Consider the following 17225-nt stretch of genomic DNA (forward strand, 5'->3'; position numbering starts at 1 on the left):
TGGGGCGACGCGGTGGAGTTGGAGTAATTTCTAGCCTGTTGGGAGTCCCCTGATGGGGGGTGGCTAAGTGGCAAGCAGCTTGGGTATGCGGATCAGGTTGTAGGCGATCAGCTTGAGCAGGAAGTCGGCGGCGACGCGAGCGATGCCGCGATGTTTGGTCTTGCGCATGGTGCCGTGCTGCTTGCCCCATCCGAAGATGCACTCGACGATCGCCCGGCGCGATTGCGACATGCCATATCCTGGATGCCGCGTTGTGCGTTCGTCGATGGCGCTGTGGCGGGTCTTGCCGGTTTTGGTGACGGCCTGGTGTCACATGCGGCGTCACGCCGATGTCGCGAAGGTTAGCGACGTGATCGGCGGTATCGTACGCCTTGTCCTCACCGGCGGTGATGCGGCGGCCCGCGGCTTTGCGTCTCGCCTTCAGCATGGTCTCCGAAGCCCGGCGTTCGGCGGTGCCATTGGCATGCGTCACCTTACCGGCCACGGCCAGCCCATGGCGGTTCTCCATGGTGGCGTGGCCCATGTAGCAAAGCTTGGCCTCCCGTCCGGCCGCCTTGCGATAAAGCCTGCTGTCTGGGTCGCTGGTGCTGGCATGGGTGTCGTTCTTACGCTTCTGGGCGTGGAAGTTGGCGCCGTCATCATCGTCACGGCTGTCGTCCTTGGGACGAAAGCTCTTCGGTGAAGCCCACGCTTCGATCAGCGTTCCACCCACCGAGAAGTGCTCGTCCGACAATACAGGTTTGACCTGAGAATGGTTCAGAAGCCTGGTCATGAACTTCGTGAACACATCGCCGTTCTGCAGCCGCTCCCGGCTTCTGGTGAAGGTGGTCGGGTCCCAGCCGGATCGTCCGGCGACAGTCCCACGAACCAGCGATACAAAATATTGTAGTCCAGTTGCTCCATCAATTGGCGTTCCAAGCGGATGCCGTAGAACACCTGCAGCAGCAAGGCGCTCAGCAAGAGCACCCCGGGATCGAAGGACGCCCCTCATTGGCGTAGAGCTTACCAAGGCTGCGGTTCAAATCACTCAAAACATCCCGGACAAGGTCCCGGACCTTCCGCAGCGGATGGTTCGCTGGCACACGCTTATCGGGCGCGATGTACGAAAACAGGCCGCCCTAGTCCGTAAACCTGCCGCGCATGATCGCCTCCCCCGATTCGAGATGATAAAGTGAATCATCAAGTCTCCTCCCTGGCGAGGGGCTCTTCAGCAGACTGCTAGCAGCAAGAGAGTCGCCCGCTGCGCCACCTTGTCTTCCAATGTCGGGATGCCCAGTGGCCGTTCGGTGCCATCTGCTTTCGGGATGTAGTGCCGTCGCACCGGCGGCGCGATGTATCGGCCGGATTTTATGCGCGCCAGGAGATCTTCAAGATTTGGCTCCAGGTTCGCTTCATAACCGGTCGCCGTCATGCCGTCGATGCCGGGCGCGCTATTCTTGCGCGTCAGGCGATAGGCTTCGAGCATCCATTCACGGTCAATCAGGTGATGCAACGAGGTCAGCACCCGCTCAGGATGTTTTCCTCGCCAGATCGGCTATCCATTGTCGTTTCGTGGACAGGTTTGTGCGACTCAGCGTTCCCTCCCGTGTTTCGTCGCGGCTCTCTTCCCTCGAGCGGGTCCCGGTGAGCCCAGTTCACCGCCTTTCTCAGTACCACGAAGCCGCTACGACTTCCCGAGCTGTGTATCTCCGTTATCTTATGTCTTCGTCTCCGGAACCACATGCCTTGGTGTTTCGTGTTCGCATACGAGCTCCCCATGTCCGCCAAGTCGGGACATCGGGGCTGGAGCGTTGTTGAGGCCGGTGCTCGCGCCGGCATTCCATGAGGACACCAACTGGATCTCTCAAGTTTCCTGGTGACCTATCCCGCACCTTTGCCTTGCTCGGAGACCCCGGTCGAACCGATGAGCCTGACTATAGCGGCTTTCCCGGTGCTGCCCCCCGGACCCAACAGCGCGAAGGCTTCAGCACGACCATGATTTCGAGGCTTGCCACAGCGCTTTGGTACCCGCTGTCTACGCTTCACGAGTGACGTTGCCGTCACCCATGCAAGACTCGCTTCCGGCTGGCGCGCTCCGCCTTTGCCGGAGGGCGTCGAACCCTCTGGGTCACGATGAAAGGTTTCAGATCACATTCTTCCTCCTTTCCAGGACTTATCCTGACGCAAGCTGGGTCCATGCCAGGCGGCCCTTCTTCGTGATGACTGATCTGGCGGAGAATGCGCGCCGCAAGGTGCAGGCCACAAGCCAGCGGTGAGTTCGCCTTCGGGGCTGGAAGAAGCCGGATCGACGGCTTGTTTGAGATCGAACGAGGCATCAACGGCGAAACGCTCGAACGGCGGCGGGCCGTCCGCCAGGAGCTCAGCCCGCCGCAGGTCCATCCGGGGCAGAATGCCTAAGGGCGTACCGCCGTTCTCGGATCGAAGTTGGCGACATGATGCGCGAACCCGCGCAGGTCGCTCAATCGCAACGCCCAGGATGCATTACGATCTTGCGGCAGCCTTGCCCGATTCCAAGGCCAGCTTCGTCGTGATTATCATGGCTTTGCGCTTCTCCATGAAGCGACTAGGTCGTCGAGGCGAGACGGGTCTGGTGCTCGTACTTGTATCCAAACCCCCTTGCGCATGCTCACGTACTTATCGAGTGCGTGGTGCGCAGATTGGTCATTGCCGCCTCCCGGCCAAGGCAGGCTCAGTGTTCTCAACGCATCGATGTCGACCCTCGCGCAAATCCTGCTAGTGTTATGCCTCTCGTGCCGCAGCAACTGTCCGATCTCCGGCCAAGTCGCGCCAGATCGGAGAAGCTCGGTAGCGAGACTGTGTCGGAAGATATGGGCGCCACGGTGTGCACAACCTTCGATTCCAACCCGATCGAGGCCGGCCTTGGCGGTCATGATGATCGCACATCCGGAAGCAAACCCAATGTGAGGCGCGAGTGTGCGGACGAACAAACAGTGGCACGACGACTTGGGCGACGCGCAGATATGGAACGATGGCCGCGCCAACGTCTGGCGGCATCGGGATCCGTGCACGCTGTCGGCGCTTCGCGCGAAAGAGTGTCTCGCTAGCGCGCCAGTAGATATGATCGAGCACAAGCGTCGCGACCTCGTCGGCCCGCAAGCCAAGCTCGGCCAGCAATAACAGAATGGCGTGATCGCGCCGTCTCATCACCGTCTTTCGGTGGCACCGTCGAGAGCCTTCCGCACCTGTGCGGCAGGCAGATAGGTCCGCCGAGGTGCGAGCTTCCATCGCCGCATCGATGCAACGCAATCCGCCAACGGCGCGCGTTCAGCCCCCGATGATGGAGGTAAAGAAGAAAGGTGCGCAACGCCCAGCACATTGCCTTCGCGCCTTCCTCCCGAAGCACCAACAACCATCGCTTGAGCGCTGCCCGGTCACCGGCTTGGATAGACTGCCTGCCGCCTCGATGTCGGAGGTACCGCTCAACGACCTGCTCATCGAGAAGGCGTTCACCGACTTCGGATATCGAAAACCCGATCGAGCTTGTACAACGGCTAGCAGCCGCTCTCCGGCGCAGCCGCCACCGATGCGGAACCGCAGGATGGTGTCGACCTGCGTCTCGGGCTCGTGACCGAGCTTGAACGGGGATGCGAGCCAGGCCTGTGCGGCTGGTTGTGACATGCCGGTCTTTTTGGTGCAGGCGTAGAACTTCGCACCTAGCAAATGGAAAACCTCTCGGTCTGCATCGTATCCCGAGCGCTTACGCAAGCTATCGAGGCGGCCTGCAGAACTGTGAGCGGTACTTGCCTTCACGGAAAGGCTGCCGGTGCCCCATGCCGCGGCGCGCATGCGGTAGCCGGGATCGCGAGGAAGAGGTGATCACGATGCTTCGAAGTGAGTAATCATGATCGGCTAGAGCGCGCATTGTGAAGAGCGCGCCTGCTCACCAGCAGCCGAAAACGGAGTACAAGGAGTCCTGCGTAGATCATCGCCCCAATTGATAAGCCTGTCCAAATGCCAACCGCCTCGAGGCCGGTCCTCAAACCAAGAATGTAACTGAGGGAGAAACCGATCAGGCAGTAAGCGATTCCGGCGAATATAAGCGGCACCCACGTATCCCTCAACCCGCGGAGGCTGCCGGACGCAATGCTCGCGACTGCATCAGTGATAAAGAAGCCAGCGCTGGCCAAAAGAAGCTTCGCGGCCAGTTGAATCGTCGCGGCATCGCCTGATTTGCCCAAAAACAGCTCAGCAATCGTAACACGCATTGCAATTACGGCTAGCGTTAGAATTGCAGCGATCACCACCCCGAGTAGCATTGCGACGGCCGCAGCGCGCTTAACGCCTGGGTTGTCATTGAGGCCGACCGCATAGCCCACGCGGACGGTGGCTGCCATGCTGATGCCGAAAGGCATCATGAACAAGATCGCGGACACCTGAACCGCAATCTGATGAGCGGCAAGCACGGTCGTGCTAATTAAGCCTGCCAGTAGAGCTGCGACCGATACTAGACCGTATCCCATCATGGATGCTATTGAACTCGGCGCCCCAATCACGACCAGCTGCCGCATCACACGCCAGTCGAAGCGCCAGAAATGTGTAAGAATGCGGTAGTCACGGAAAGGGCGACGCGTTGTGACGCACCACAATCCAGCTAAACACGTCGCATAGTTCACTGTGGTAGTCGCGAGGCCCGCTCCGAACAACTCCAATCGTGGTAGGCCAAGCTTTCCAAACACTAGCAGATAGACGAGCAGAGCATTTGTGGGGATGGCGCAGAGCGTTATCCATAAGATCGGCTCCGGTCGGCTAGCGGCGTTCATGAAACTGCGAATGGCCAGAAACCCGAGCGCCGGCCCGACGCCCCACGCAATCCCGACCAGATACTGCTGTGCAAGCCGAGCCGCGTCCGGTGCCTGGCCGAACGCGAGCAGTATTTGCTGTCCTCGCAGCGCAAATGCCATAATTGGGAACGACAGAATCAGCGCCGCCCATAGTCCCATGCGCAGCGCACGGCGTACTACGGCGAGATTATTGGCTCCAAACCCTTGCGCTGCCAACGGCACGACCGCTGCTAGCAGCCCCCCGCCGAAGGTGAAGCTAATGAGATAGACCCTGCTCGCCAACGCTACCGCGGCGACCGCCTCCGCGCCGATGCGGCCGATAAAGGCAAGATCAGTCGTGATCATCGCAATCTGTCCAACCTGTGTCAGTACTATGGGCAAGGCTAGCTTCCCGGTTTCCCTGAGCTCAACAGTGAAGTGACGGGCACCCGCCCTCGTCGATTCGCGCGGAGGGGCCGACACTGCCTTCGATTCGGTCATCTTTCTCATCATGCTTCCGGCGTTGCCTCTGCGGACCAGAGGCCTTTGCTTCACTTCAATGACACTTCCATATCTCGCCACAATTCTGAGACGGGTACATGCTGCGTAGGCAGCCTTGCTCTGACGCGTGTCACGCAGCTAGGATTCGATGGTTGTATCGGCCGTTGCCTTGGTCTGGTAGTCTCTCCCACGGATTGGATCACCTCCCTTTCTAACAAGCGCTCTTTTGTGCGAATCGATTTCGTCGCGCGGTTTAGGGAAACAAGACGGAAATGTGAGCGCACAGCTGAACAGCTGACGACCGGCATGGTGCAACCAACGCGAAGCGAATAGCGTCGTCGCGTGTTCGCACAAAATGAGCGAATGCGCCGTAGACCGATAGCAGCGCTGAACCGCTAGAATTCACATGAGCCGCAAACGGTGCCCCGGGGGCGAGGACTTTTTGCCCGATCATCCTGAATCCTTCCTGGCGATGTTAAACGAGACTTTCTCTTCAAGTCCCGTGCCAAAAGCGTTACTTAATATTAAAGGGATCCTTTTCTCTAGCGGATGTCGAGTTTCCCACATGCTGTCGCAGACCCAACACTATTGATCCCGATCCCGAAGTGATTGTGAAAGTGTGTGCATGCTGCACTCCGACTGACCGAAACTCTGAAGTCGGCAAAACTTGCAAATTCAGGAGAACCCATCGAAGCAAACGAGAGTTCGAAGGCTTTTGCGCACCAGGATGTTTCCCAGCGACCTCCGCCCTTGATACGAAGCATTGCGATCCGCAATGCTGCCATGGAGGTGGCCTGCGGTCGTTCACGCGAGTAGTCTCGTAGATCGAGAGCAGATAGACGCATGACCTGCCTCTGTATTTAGGGTACTTGCGCGAGCGATGTCGGCTCAGGCTCCGTGGCCTCTTCCGCATCAGCATCCCTTCCTCCGACGCACCCAATTGGGATCCCGGCTTTTAAGCAACCTCGTGGCTCCAACTCCTGGTGCGAGAGCAAGGAACGTCGCTACATGCGGCAACACGCACTTCCATCCTAACTGTCACGCCGCATTTGGACCCCAATCTCTTTGGCGATCTTCAAGCAGCTTCAGGAACACATCGATGCCTAACGGACCCAACCCAGGGATCTCAGTCAGGTCTACACCGAGCACGCCATAAAGTGCTGCCCTGATATCGAAGGTAGGTGTGTTGACCTGCTTGGTCTTGATGCGTGGCTTGGACAGTTTTCCAACCGGTTTTACGTGTCTATTGTTCAGTGCCCCGATCAGAGCTTCCAGTTTGCGGTCGCAGTCCAGCATCTTCGCTTGATAGACCTCGTAGAATTCCAGCGATTGTCCAAGGGCGAAGACATGTTCGTCCCGATTATTGCCGACCAGTGCGGCGCGGATCGTCTCCATCGCGAATGGCAGCGCGTCCGGGTGGATTGCCTCTGGCGCGACAATCAGGATGAGATCGGCGCGTCAATCAAGATGGGACAAAGGGGCCGAGTCAGGAGATAATTGACGCTGGCCGCCGGTTTGGCAGGCCTCGATTGACGCTGCGCGACAATCAAGAGGGACTGCCAGCATCAATCACCGCTTTGTCGAGCTCGCTTGGAGTGGCGTGCACGGGTGGCCGTCCTGGACCGCGCCTTCGATCGAGAGCAACTTTTCGACGGTAGCTCTCGACATTCATCTAGAGGATCGTGGCGTGGTGGACAAGGCGATCGACGGCCGCCCGCGTCATTGCCTGATCGGGGAAGATACGCCCCCACTCGCCGAATGGCTGTGATCAGGAGCGAGCGTCGCTCATAGCGGGCGGCGATCAGCTCAAACAAAACGCTGGTCTCCGCCTGATCCTTGCTCCCATATGTGATGTCGTCGAGGATCAGGAGGTCGTGTCTCGAGTTTGGCGATCGCGGCCTCCAGCGCCAGTTCGGTTGATACGCTTCTCTAAAGGCGGCGGTGCGCCGCGCATCCACCCCAGCTGTCGAGGGTCCGAAGCTCGGCCATCAAGATAGCTTTGCCGGTTAAACTCGATCCCACCGATCGACGGTGTCCCTCTTGCTCATTGCGCACGACGTTCTGGATGCGGCTCGCGTTGACGATAGATAGGCCGTGCCTCAGTCTCTCGCGAGTCACCGCGCCTTTGGTTGATGAAGCACGCAAGCCAGGACCGGAGCGATCGGCAGCGCAGCACACCTCGCCTTTAGTCTCGGCGAAGTAGGGTGACGAAAGGTTCTTATATTGCGGCCAGAGGCGCGTTAAATATACATTCCTATGCGCAGTTGCGCAGATTTCATTCCGTTCGGCAGTGCCGCCGCCTGCCTCACTAGCGTTCGCGCTTTTCACGGTGAAGGCCGCAGCAGTGCTGAGAGTTGGCCTATCGATGGACAACGGCTTGCGACCCGTCGACTGGCCTGCGACTCAGATCGTTGCATCGACAATCAGCCAAGCAGGTTTGGTTTCGACCGGCGCCCCAAGTTGCCGATTCAAGAGCTGATATCCGCTGAACCAGGACGTTGGACAATTACAACGGCACCGAATCAAACAGCAGCGACATCCTGATGACCGAGCGGAGCCGCCTCGCCTCTCACCTAGCGGTACATGGTCACAACCGCAAAACAGGATGACACCGCAGCAGGACCAAAGACACTACGGAAACAGCCCCCGTGTCTCCTTTGCACCACGTACGCGCTCCACACCGAGCGCCATGGCAGCAGTGCGGTTGAACACCCTGTCTCCCCTGCTTCTCGCCAGGACGCGTTCGAAGGCACGATCCAGGACTTGATATTCCCGCCGCATGACCTCGTCCTCTTCCCAGAACAATCGCTGAAGATCCTGCACCCATTCGAAGTAGCTCACCACCACACCTCCCGAGTTGCACAAGATGTCGGGAATGAGGAAGATCTCGCCTTGACGCTGTTCCAAAATCCGATCGGCTTCGGGAGTGGTGGGGCCATTAGCCCCCTCGGCGAGTATCCGACAACTTAGATCCGCGGCGATTTTGGCATCTATTACTCGTTCCACTGCAGCTGGAACAAGTATATCGCAAGGGATGGTCAACATCTCTACAGGGTCCAATCCGAGTTCGTTGGAATACCCTGCTAAGCTTCCTCGGGACGAGGCGTGTCTGACTAGCTGTGGAATGTCGAGCCCTGAAGATCGATAGAGTGCGCCTGTGTGATCGCTAACCGCAATCACTTTCACACCCATATTGTGCAACTCGAGTGCTGCAATCGAACCGACGTTGCCGAACCCTTGCACGACGGCCGTGGCGCCACCGAGATGTAGCTTGAGCCCGTCTGCGGCCCGACGAATCAAATGAGCGACGCCCCTTCCGGTGGCCTCGCGACGTCCTAATGTTCCTCCGGCGCTGACAGGTTTCCCAGTCACAATCTCGGTGACCGTCTGCCCCTGATACATCGAGTATGTGTCCATGAACCAGGCCATGATCTGCTCGTTTGTGCCCATGTCGGGAGCCATCACGTCAGTGTGAGGGCCGACAAAGGGGATCATTTCCTGCATGTATCGGCGCGACAGCGCTTCAAGCTCGCGCTTCGACAAGCTCGAGGGATCGACACTAATTCCGCCTTTGGCGCCGCCGTAAGGCAGTCCCACCAAGGCACATTTCCAGCTCATCCACACGGCGAGCGCCGCAATCTCACCGAGGTCGACGGACGGCGCAAACCTGGTCCCGCCTTTTGTCGGGCCGAGTGTGAGATGGTGCTGCACACGATAGCCCTCAAAAACGGCGGTCGTGCCATCATCACGATGGATCGGACAGGAAACTGTGACCGCGCGTTTGGGCATTAGCAGCCGCGCTCTAGCGTCTTCCGGTATGCACAGATGTTCCGCGATCACTTCGAATTGCTTGGCGGCCATTTCAAAAACAGGTCCACTGTAGGCGGTCACGATAGCTCCTTGCTTTTCTGTGAATCAGCAGGTGTTGGGCACCACACTGTGACTGAGTGCTTGCGCGATGGGATTCCGGATGGTGCTGTATGAAAGCCAACGGTGCGCGCCGTTGCATTTCGCGGATCACAACACTGAGGAGCGCATTGTCACTCCGAAGGATCTTCTGGATACACGGTTCGATGCTGTCGCAAACGCCAACGGGCATCGTGCGTGAAAGCTCCCGCACGCTCGCTATTTGCGTGAGGCATCCTTGCCGCGGGCAATACCAGAGGCGATACCTTGATCCCGCATGCGGCTGTACTCGTCCGTAACATGGGATAGTTGATGAGTGTCGAAATGGCTTTGAAGCGAGGTCCGGAAACCTTGAATGTCCGCAACTCGCTTCAGCGAGCGCTTAAGGAGCTTAGCCGCGAATGGGTAGGCGCCGGCGGCTTTTGAAACATCCAGGCAATGTTGCCGCGCCGTTCAACTGCAACGGTCTCGAAGTTCATGCTAGTTCACCCGTGTCGATTCGCGAAGAGATTCACTCAGGCCATGACGGAGTCGCGTTTTGCCGCCGGCGTCGGCGAGGCACGCACCATCGCGCTAGATTCAGCTTGGTTGCGTCAAGCTCTGAGATTTTCGAAGAGTTCATCGCCAGAACTCAGGAAGTGTTCAAAAGCTGACGAGATGAGATCAATATCCGCATTGGTCATCGGCGTGGAAAGGCAACCCGACGCATTGTTTGAGATATTGATGCCGTGCTCAGCAAAAATCCGCGCGAGTTCCAGCAGCACGCGAGCCTGCTTCGGCGTCGCCAGGGCTTCACGGAATTCCTTCGGAAGCACAGGCTTCGGATGGATTCTGAAGAGAGATGCCGCTCCCGATACCGAGAAGGGCACTCCCCGGCGGGCGATCGCAGTTCGCAACTGGTCACGGAGCCTGTCGCCGAGGGTCTCGAGGTGGGCGAAAGCCGCGCGATCAAGGGCCTTCATTGAAGCCAGACCGGCGCACATCGATAAAGGATTTGCGGAAAACGTTCCTCCCTGCGGAACAGCGGGTCTGCCCTTCGAGGCGTCAAAGACGCTCATCACGTCGCGCCTGCCGCCGATTGCGCCGATTGGGAGACCTCCGCCGATGATCTTGCCGAAGGTGAAGATGTCTGCGGCAAGGCCATACCGCGCAGCGGACCCTTCGTAGCCCAACCGAAAATTCAGGACCTCATCGGCGATGATCAGGATTCCATGTTTGCGAGCCACCCGTTGAATCGCACCCAGGAACTCTGATGTGGGAGTGATATAACCGGCCCGGCCAGGCATCATGTCGATAAGGATAGCGCCCAGCTTGGACGCGTTCGCCTCAATCAATTGCTCGGCCAACCTCGGTTGATTGAAGCGCAGCGGAATGACATCGCCCAACACCGAGGGCGGCGCACCACGATAGGAGGAAACGGGTGCAGGCGTTTCGGGCGGCCCCCAACTGTGGGGGGCACTCGCCAGACTGATCTCCGCCCAGTCATAGGACCCGTGATAAGCGCCTTCGATCTTTGCGATGCGGGGACGACCCGAGAATGCTCGGGCGGCCTTGATCGCGAACATCACGGCTTCCGTACCCGTGTTGACGAAGCGGAGCGCCTCCACGCCCGGCACACGGTCACATATCAACTCAGCCAAATCGATTTCGCTGAGCGTCGGGTTTGCGAAACAAGTGCCTGAGCGCAACTGGCGGGTGACGGCGGCAATCACAGGCTCGAAATTGTGTCCGTGGATTAGCGTAGTGAAGTTACCGTTCAAGTCGAGGAAACGCCGCCCGTCGACGTCGAACACATAAGCTCCTTCGCCGCGATCCACATACCGCGGGATTGGGTCACGATCGATGGTGACGCGTGTAGTACCGTCAGGGAAGACGCGCTGTGCGCGCGCGAACGCCTCCCGTGAACGGAGGCCCACTGAGTTATGGCCTTCAGAAGCCGTGCTTTGCGTCATGATTTATCCTGCGTTCAGTCGGTTGTATGTCTGGTACCGCTGGGGTGGCTTGGTGTACAGCGGGTGGCTGATCCGCGCATAACTGGGTCTGTATGAAAGTACCGAGGTCTGCAGATCGACGATGGCATCCAACAAGCGCATGTTGTCAATCGACGAATATTCCTTTGGCCGGTTTGTCTCAGCCAGACGATGCTGGCGTAGGGTCGATGGTGTCAGAGTTCATGCAAGCGCTCCTTGCTCAACCGGTCATGCCCGAGTTGTTGTTGAGTGAACCCGCGGTCAGGAAGTGTCATTCCCGATTGTAGCGGCCATTCGATCTGGAAAGATGCAACCAACCGGGCTGGACGCCTTAAATCTGCGAGCAAAGCGCTTTTCGTCGACATTTCAGCTAATAGGATCGCTCGCCGGACGATGCCCTTCCCAGTGACTGTAGGTGCCGAGGCAAACCTGCAAATCGGCTGCTCAATGAGTGCGGAGCATTGGGAGAGGGCTGGCTTCCCTGTCATGATTATCGCTCCGTCTCGATAGACTGGCGGAGACGTTTGCATCGGCGGATCCAGGTGGTAGCGGTGCGGTCCAAAGCAAATCCTTTGGAGGCATCGGCCCTCATCCGGTGTAGTCGGGCTGAATTTCCGTCGGAAAAACAGCACACAAGTCATATCCCGCTTCTCCACCTCTGAGGCACGCCGGCCTGAGCTTGGCTCGCATTTCATGCTCAGGCCGCAACGGGCGCAAAATAAAAGGCCTCCGGCGGGCATGCCGGAGGCCTTCTTGGAGGTTAACCTAAATCGGTAGAGCCACTTCTCCTTTGCTGGTGTGTGACAGAAGATTTAAAAGTTGCGCTGCGCGCGGAACATCACCTGGAGGCTGCTCTGGTCCTTCAGCTCGTAGGTAGCCGCAGGCTTGGCGATGCCAGCCTGGACCGGCAAGGTGACCGTGCTTCCGCTCGCATACTTCTGGTCAAGCATCGTGTAAGCGAGCTCGCTCGAGAAGGTCAGGTTCTTGACCGGACTCCAGCGCGTCGCCACGCCAACAACCGAGTAGTTGAAGTTTGGATTGCAACCAGCAAGGCCGCTCGACAACGCAAGCGTCGCAACGAACGCGCCGCAGATATAGCCCTTGGCTGTGTCGTTGTAGCGCACGGCACCCCAGCCACCGAAAATGGCACTGTTCCAGTATGGGTTCCAGTTGTGAGTGTACGCGCCATTGAAACCGTACGTAGTCGTCAATTGCTGACCCGCGCCGGCGACGAACACGGAGTCAGAAACACCGCCGAGACCGACGCTCTGGTAAGCCCCTCCCAATCCCGTGCCGCCGTAGATGGCATAAGTGAACGGGGTATATGACTGGAAGTTGTAAATGCTGGCACCGTTGGTGTAGACACCCTGGACGTTGATGGTGTCACCGGCACCGGTCGGGATATTCTTGATGGACAACGCAAGCTGACCGGCCCAACCCCACTTGTCGCCCGGATGCCCTGTCGTTTCATCGACACCATAATACCCAGCATGATTGTCGTGTGCGGCGACCGATGCCTGGAAAAGGCCCCAAGCCTGGTCGACCCGCAGCATGGCTACGAGATCGGGGGCGCGCGAGCCGCCGATATCGCCTGCACCATACGTGCCGGTGGCAAGACCCGCAGCCGTCGCACCACTGACGTTCCAGATGTTAGTCGTACGGCTGACCTGATCTTCGGCCGAGAATGAAGCCGTGATGCCCTGGCCGAAGTCAGCGGTATACGCGAATTGGTTGACGGCCTCCCACCCGCCGCCGCCGGGCATGCCGTCGAAAGAGTTACCGGGATAGTTCGTCCACGGCGACGAGAACTGCGACTGCGCTCTGCCGAAGGTGAAACCGGCAAACTGCATGAAGGCGTAGTACACAGAAAGTGAACCACCAGAAACCATCCCGCTGCCACTGCCGGCTGGATTGCTTCCATTGTAGGCAGTAGCGCCGTTGATCGCGGTGGTCCCGGCACCGCCATATCCGCCCGCGGTCCAGGTGAAGGCCAACTCCGCGTATGTGCGAAGGACGCCATACTCAGTCGCCGTACGGGTATCCGTACTGAAGTCAAAACGAGATTGCGCCGTGTAATAGTTGCTGAGGCGGTTGTGTGCGCCACCGAGGCCGCTGGCCGCCGCACCCCAGACGCTGTTCGTTCCCAGCTGGGTCGAAGCACGCACGTAACCGCCGAGCTTGATGCACGTGTCCGTGCCGGGAATGTAGTAGAAGCCAGCGCCATACAGCGAGCAGATTTTCACGTACTCGATTGCCTTGGCCTTGACGGGAAGATCCGCCGCCTGAGCCCCGGCGCCAGCGAACATTGCGGCCGAACCGAGAATAAAGCTCTTCATCAATTTCATTGTTGAACCTCCAAGTTGGAAACGTCGTTTCCGTCCTTCAAAGATCCGCTGCGGCTAGCCTCACCTACTGGGCGGGTGCTTGACGGACGACGTCGAGGCGCCCCCTCTCCGTCAGTCCAAGATCTAATTCGTGACATCAATTGCTGCAATTAATTAATCAAGTGAAGCACGCTTTCGCGGCCCACTGTGGCATTTCAGCGACAGCCGCCCCTTCTGAGACGCAATATCAGGGGCTTATCGCAAAAAAAGAACCCCCGGGGGGCATCCCAGAGGCTCTCCTTGGAGGTTTCAGGTGATCGCCGAAGAATCCCTCAAGCGATCTGAGTAAAGTGTTACGAGCAATAATTGTCAAAATCAATTGATTTTTTACATGCCATCCATGCTCGACGGAGCCTTTCCGGGGCGGCTGAACCCAGATACCAAAAGGGAATGTCGCAGCGGCTTATGCCTCGCTGGGGTTTGGCGGAACAAACAACATGGCTGAAAAACCAACAATCGACAGGGGCATCAGGGATTTCATCTGGAATGTTGTCGAGATCCATTCCCAAATCGAGGAAATACATAAGAGCTGGGCAGAGCTACTGGGCTTGACCGAGCCACAGTGGCTGATCCTCATGGCTATCGACGAACTCGACCAAGGTCGCGGTGTCTCAGGGATAGCAGTTGCAAGCAAACTCCGGATTCATCCCGCGTTCGTTACCAACCAAACGAAAAAGCTAGAGGCGCTGGAGTTTCTGACGCGCGAGCCGTCGCCAGATGATGCAAGGTTCGTTCAAATGTCCCTGACTGAGAAGGCTCGAGCAGAAATCTCAAAGCTGTCGAGCAAGAGGGAAGCTCTGAACTCCGCGCTATTGGAGGGGCTCGACCAGGCGTCACTAGACTACCTCAACAAGCGGCTGACCTCGATCGCGAACAATAGCCGATTGGCATCCCAAAAGCTGAGTCTTGGCCTGTTGTAGGCCTGAACGGGTGAGGGCCGCATCAGCCTGGCCGTTTCCATCATTCGCGCCCCCGACCAAGATGGACGGATTCACTGCAGCTAACGCTGGAGGCGGGCTCGAGCACGCACTTGAGTTCATTTTGGTAGGACCCATCGTTTGGGCTTCTGTAGGCGGCATCGCCGCCCTCCACGGCACTGAGCACGAATCCAAGCCCCTCGCCTGCAACTTACGATCTAATGAGAGCTCCTGCGAAAAGATCGGGAGAGAACCGCAGCGCCGCTAAATTAGACTAGCTCTGGAGTTGGTACGAGCTTCTGCTCAAGCCATCTGAAGATGCAGTCATCTGAGCTAACGAAGTTGTCAACCTCTTCGCCCAGGCCTCCTCGAATGAGCTGCGGCATGACCAAGTCCACGTCGATGCGCGCCGCCATAAAAACAGTCTGTAATTTGATAGCCTCGCACACGCTGACGACGCCGCGCCCGCCGGCTACCACGAGTATTGGACAGTTCGGCAGTCGAGTCAGCCGTGAGCGATGTGCCGACATCATCTCCCCATCTGTGCTGTCATCGGTCGATGTCATCCAATCGATGGATCTTAAGGAGCGCGTCCTATCCCAAATGCCACCATCACAAACCGCCGCAGCAATGCGGCCATCGTAGGCGGCAAAATCAGTAGCTAAAGAGGCCGATAACCCGTCTCCATAAATGCCGATCCGAGTACTATCGACATCAGGTCGAGCCAACAAATGATCCAAACAATGGGACAATACGATTTCGGATCCACCGCGTGCGTGATTTGCGATGTTCTCGTGAGAGACAACCAGGAGGGACATCCCCCGACCAATCGCCACAGGCAAGAGCCTGCCGAGCAGCGTCGCTCCCTTCTCTTCTTCGTTGCTGACGCAAATGACCGCCGGCGCGCGCGAATTCGGATTTCCTGCAGGCAGATAGTAGGCGCGAAACTCCCCCAGATCGCCACACGAGATCCGTGCGCTCTCCACCTCATGGCTGAAGGATAGTCCGCTCCTCTGAAGGCCAGCTTCGACTTTGGCTGAAACATGCGCCCTTCGCGGATCATCGTCCGCGACTAGCCTCCTGGCGACCTCGAAGGCAGTGAGCGCGCAGAGCCAAGCCTCCGTGGCCTCATCGTATTCCTTTTTGTTTATGTTGAGGTCAGCAATGCGGCAATAAGCATCGCCGGTCCCGGCCCAGGTTGCGCCCCAGTTCTGCCGAGCCAATTGGGCGCGATCATTCTCTGGCAATAAACCGTCCAGGAAGGCCGAAGCGTTCTGTCGCGCGGACGCAAGATCGCCCCTCACATGAGCCCAAGCACCAAACTCCATCGATTCGCCCCCAGGTGAAGATCCTTACCCTACGCACAGCACGCGGGCGTCATTCAGCTGCTCCTATGGAGATCCACTTTTTATGAGAGAATTGCGTCTCAGAGTTGTGTTGTCTTCATCTCCTTGTAAACAAATGTTACCAAGAGCTGAGCGTCGAAATCTGCTAATGGAGCGCGGTATGAGTTCGAAATTCTGTGCCCGAAGCCGGCTGTACGAGCTTTTTATGCACCTGAAGGCGCGCCGCTCGAGTCAGATGGCGATGAAGGCACATGCTAGTAGCGCGATGTAGTTAACGCGCCACAGGATTGGCCGTTAAGCGGCGCTCTCCAAAGCGGCGTTGGTTACTTTCGGTCTTGACCGCCACCAAGTAACGTACAAAACGATCAGCCAAGCTACAGGTTTATCTCGAGAGCGTCCGCAATACTCAGGCATTTCGAGATGCTTGCAAGGCAGCACGTGCTGCTGGCAAACCCGTCCGGGAGAGCACACAGAGCTGGCGTGATCTCCTGATCGACGTGAAGCAACGCGGGTTGCAAATCGCCCCGGAAATTGCCGTTGGTGACGGCGCGCTCGGCTTCTGGAAGGCGCTTGACGAGGTCTTTCCCGGCACCCGGCATCAGCGCTGCTGGATGCACGGGATCGGCGGCGAAATTTGCCATCAGGTCCGGGGTCTCTAGCCCGACCTCGTTTCCTGTTGTGACCATATAGCCGACGCCGACACCGCGATCCTCCAGTGCCTGACGCATCATCATAACGTCCGGATTGGCCGGCGATTGCTACCGCACGCTTTTCCATGGTGACGATCCGGTCATCGACGGTAACTTCACGGGAGCACTGGGCATTCCCACTCTCGACGGCCTGGGCGTGCGTGGCGCCAAGGCCCACACTTTGAGCACGTCCCTGAACCGCGTGCTTACCACCAGTACTGCGCACCACAAATCGCTTGGCAAAATCAACCCATATCGTGCCCTGGCGGGCAGCTTTCCTTGCGGACTTCAACGAGGCGCGACCGGATCGCGCAACCATCCAATCATATTGTCCTTCCCTGAGTGCATGAAAGCATCGCCTTGAAGCAATCAGCTGCATAATTTCGGCCCTGTAAGAACTTACATTAGAAGAATTCGGCTTCGTAGGCCGAATAGAATCGTAAAGCTCCTGACGGCCGGAAAAGGAACAGCGATGAATGTTGTCGAGACCCTGAGCGCCAATTCGGCCCTCGATGAGGCGCTTCGCGGTGCCATCGGCGACTATGTGGCGCGCAATCCCAAGAGCGCGAAGCAGCATGCGTCCGCGTGCGAGGCCATGCCCGGCGGTAACACCCGCACTGTGTTGTTCCATGAGCCGTTCCCGTTGACGATCCATTGCGGGAAGGGCTGCGAAGTGTCCGACGTCGACGGCCATCGCTATTTCGATTTTATGGGCGAGTACACGGCGGGCC

Annotated in this window: 9 protein-coding genes and 6 pseudogenes; 4 read left to right on the top strand and 11 right to left on the bottom strand. The window is 58.2% G+C overall.

All coding sequences use genetic code 11. The features are described 5' to 3' along the window. Nucleotides 1–63: 63 nt before the first annotated feature. A pseudogene (locus AC0L2O_RS34270) lies at nt 64–1112 on the bottom strand (IS5 family transposase). Between the two features lie 95 nt (nt 1113–1207). Beyond that, the gene (locus AC0L2O_RS34275) at nt 1208–1504 is read right to left on the bottom strand and encodes a hypothetical protein (protein ID WP_473372878.1); all 297 of its coding nucleotides are present in this window, start codon (nt 1502–1504) and stop codon (nt 1208–1210) included. Between the two features lie 658 nt (nt 1505–2162). Between AC0L2O_RS34275 and AC0L2O_RS34280 the strand changes: the two are divergent. Further along, nucleotides 2163–2376 (top strand): annotated as a pseudogene (locus tag AC0L2O_RS34280) (IS66 family transposase); the annotation flags it as partial. Nucleotides 2377–3285: 909 nt separating this feature from the next. On the opposite strand, the gene AC0L2O_RS34285 reads toward AC0L2O_RS34280, so the two are convergent. From AC0L2O_RS34285 to AC0L2O_RS34315, 7 genes and pseudogenes are all read right to left on the bottom strand, one after another. Beyond that, entirely contained in the window at nt 3286–3807 is a 522-nt protein-coding gene (locus AC0L2O_RS34285) for a hypothetical protein (protein ID WP_473372879.1), read from the bottom strand. Nucleotides 3808–3860: 53 nt separating this feature from the next. Beyond that, nucleotides 3861–5282, bottom strand: a complete 1422-nt coding sequence (locus AC0L2O_RS34290; protein ID WP_473372880.1) for an MATE family efflux transporter — start codon at nt 5280–5282, stop codon at nt 3861–3863. Nucleotides 5283–6320: 1038 nt separating this feature from the next. Beyond that, on the bottom strand, nt 6321–6677 hold the full coding sequence (locus AC0L2O_RS34295; RefSeq protein ID WP_473372881.1) for a hypothetical protein: 357 nt from the start codon (nt 6675–6677) through the stop codon (nt 6321–6323). 151 nt (nt 6678–6828) lie between these two features. Then, a pseudogene (locus tag AC0L2O_RS34300) lies at nt 6829–7162 on the bottom strand (ATP-binding protein); the annotation flags it as partial. A 751-nt stretch (nt 7163–7913) separates the two neighbouring features. After that, a complete protein-coding gene (locus AC0L2O_RS34305; RefSeq protein ID WP_473372882.1) occupies nt 7914–9173 on the bottom strand; it encodes a Glu/Leu/Phe/Val family dehydrogenase in 1260 nt (419 codons plus the stop codon). A gap of 608 nt (nt 9174–9781) precedes the next feature. After that, a complete protein-coding gene (locus AC0L2O_RS34310) occupies nt 9782–11140 on the bottom strand; it encodes an aspartate aminotransferase family protein (protein ID WP_473372883.1) in 1359 nt (452 codons plus the stop codon). 830 nt (nt 11141–11970) lie between these two features. Next, nucleotides 11971–13503 (bottom strand): porin, encoded by a 1533-nt coding sequence (locus tag AC0L2O_RS34315; RefSeq protein WP_473372884.1) that lies wholly within the window; start codon nt 13501–13503, stop codon nt 11971–11973. Nucleotides 13504–13979: 476 nt separating this feature from the next. On the opposite strand from AC0L2O_RS34315, the gene AC0L2O_RS34320 reads away from it, so the two are divergent. Then, complete coding sequence (locus tag AC0L2O_RS34320) at nt 13980–14462, top strand: MarR family winged helix-turn-helix transcriptional regulator (RefSeq protein ID WP_473372885.1); 483 nt, start codon at nt 13980–13982, stop codon at nt 14460–14462. 266 nt (nt 14463–14728) lie between these two features. Here AC0L2O_RS34320 and AC0L2O_RS34325 read toward each other — a convergent pair whose 3' ends face one another. Beyond that, entirely contained in the window at nt 14729–15787 is a 1059-nt protein-coding gene (locus AC0L2O_RS34325; RefSeq protein ID WP_473372886.1) for an alpha/beta hydrolase family protein, read from the bottom strand. Between the two features lie 473 nt (nt 15788–16260). On the opposite strand from AC0L2O_RS34325, the pseudogene AC0L2O_RS34330 reads away from it, so the two are divergent. Beyond that, nucleotides 16261–16422: pseudogene (locus AC0L2O_RS34330) on the top strand (transposase); the annotation flags it as partial. Here AC0L2O_RS34330 and AC0L2O_RS34335 read toward each other — a convergent pair. Further along, a pseudogene (locus AC0L2O_RS34335) lies at nt 16423–16603 on the bottom strand (hypothetical protein); the annotation flags it as partial. Between the two features lie 363 nt (nt 16604–16966). Here AC0L2O_RS34335 and AC0L2O_RS34340 point away from each other — a divergent pair. Beyond that, nucleotides 16967–17225: pseudogene (locus AC0L2O_RS34340) on the top strand (aspartate aminotransferase family protein); the annotation flags it as partial.

It is taken from the genome of Bradyrhizobium sp. Kon10 (assembly GCF_055807395.1).

Bases quoted from the DNA above. Each gene is read 5' to 3' on its own strand.
- AC0L2O_RS34320 (WP_473372885.1), top strand. From the start codon at position 13,980: ATGGCTGAAAAACCAACAATCGACAGGGGCATCAGGGATTTCATCTGG.
- AC0L2O_RS34290 (WP_473372880.1), bottom strand. From the start codon at position 5,282: ATGACCGAATCGAAGGCAGTGTCGGCCCCTCCGCGCGAATCGACGAGG.
- AC0L2O_RS34325 (WP_473372886.1), bottom strand. From the start codon at position 15,787: ATGGAGTTTGGTGCTTGGGCTCATGTGAGGGGCGATCTTGCGTCCGCG.
- AC0L2O_RS34295 (WP_473372881.1), bottom strand. From the start codon at position 6,677: ATGGAGACGATCCGCGCCGCACTGGTCGGCAATAATCGGGACGAACAT.
- AC0L2O_RS34315 (WP_473372884.1), bottom strand. From the start codon at position 13,503: ATGAAATTGATGAAGAGCTTTATTCTCGGTTCGGCCGCAATGTTCGCT.
- AC0L2O_RS34285 (WP_473372879.1), bottom strand. From the start codon at position 3,807: ATGCGCGCCGCGGCATGGGGCACCGGCAGCCTTTCCGTGAAGGCAAGT.
- AC0L2O_RS34310 (WP_473372883.1), bottom strand. From the start codon at position 11,140: ATGACGCAAAGCACGGCTTCTGAAGGCCATAACTCAGTGGGCCTCCGT.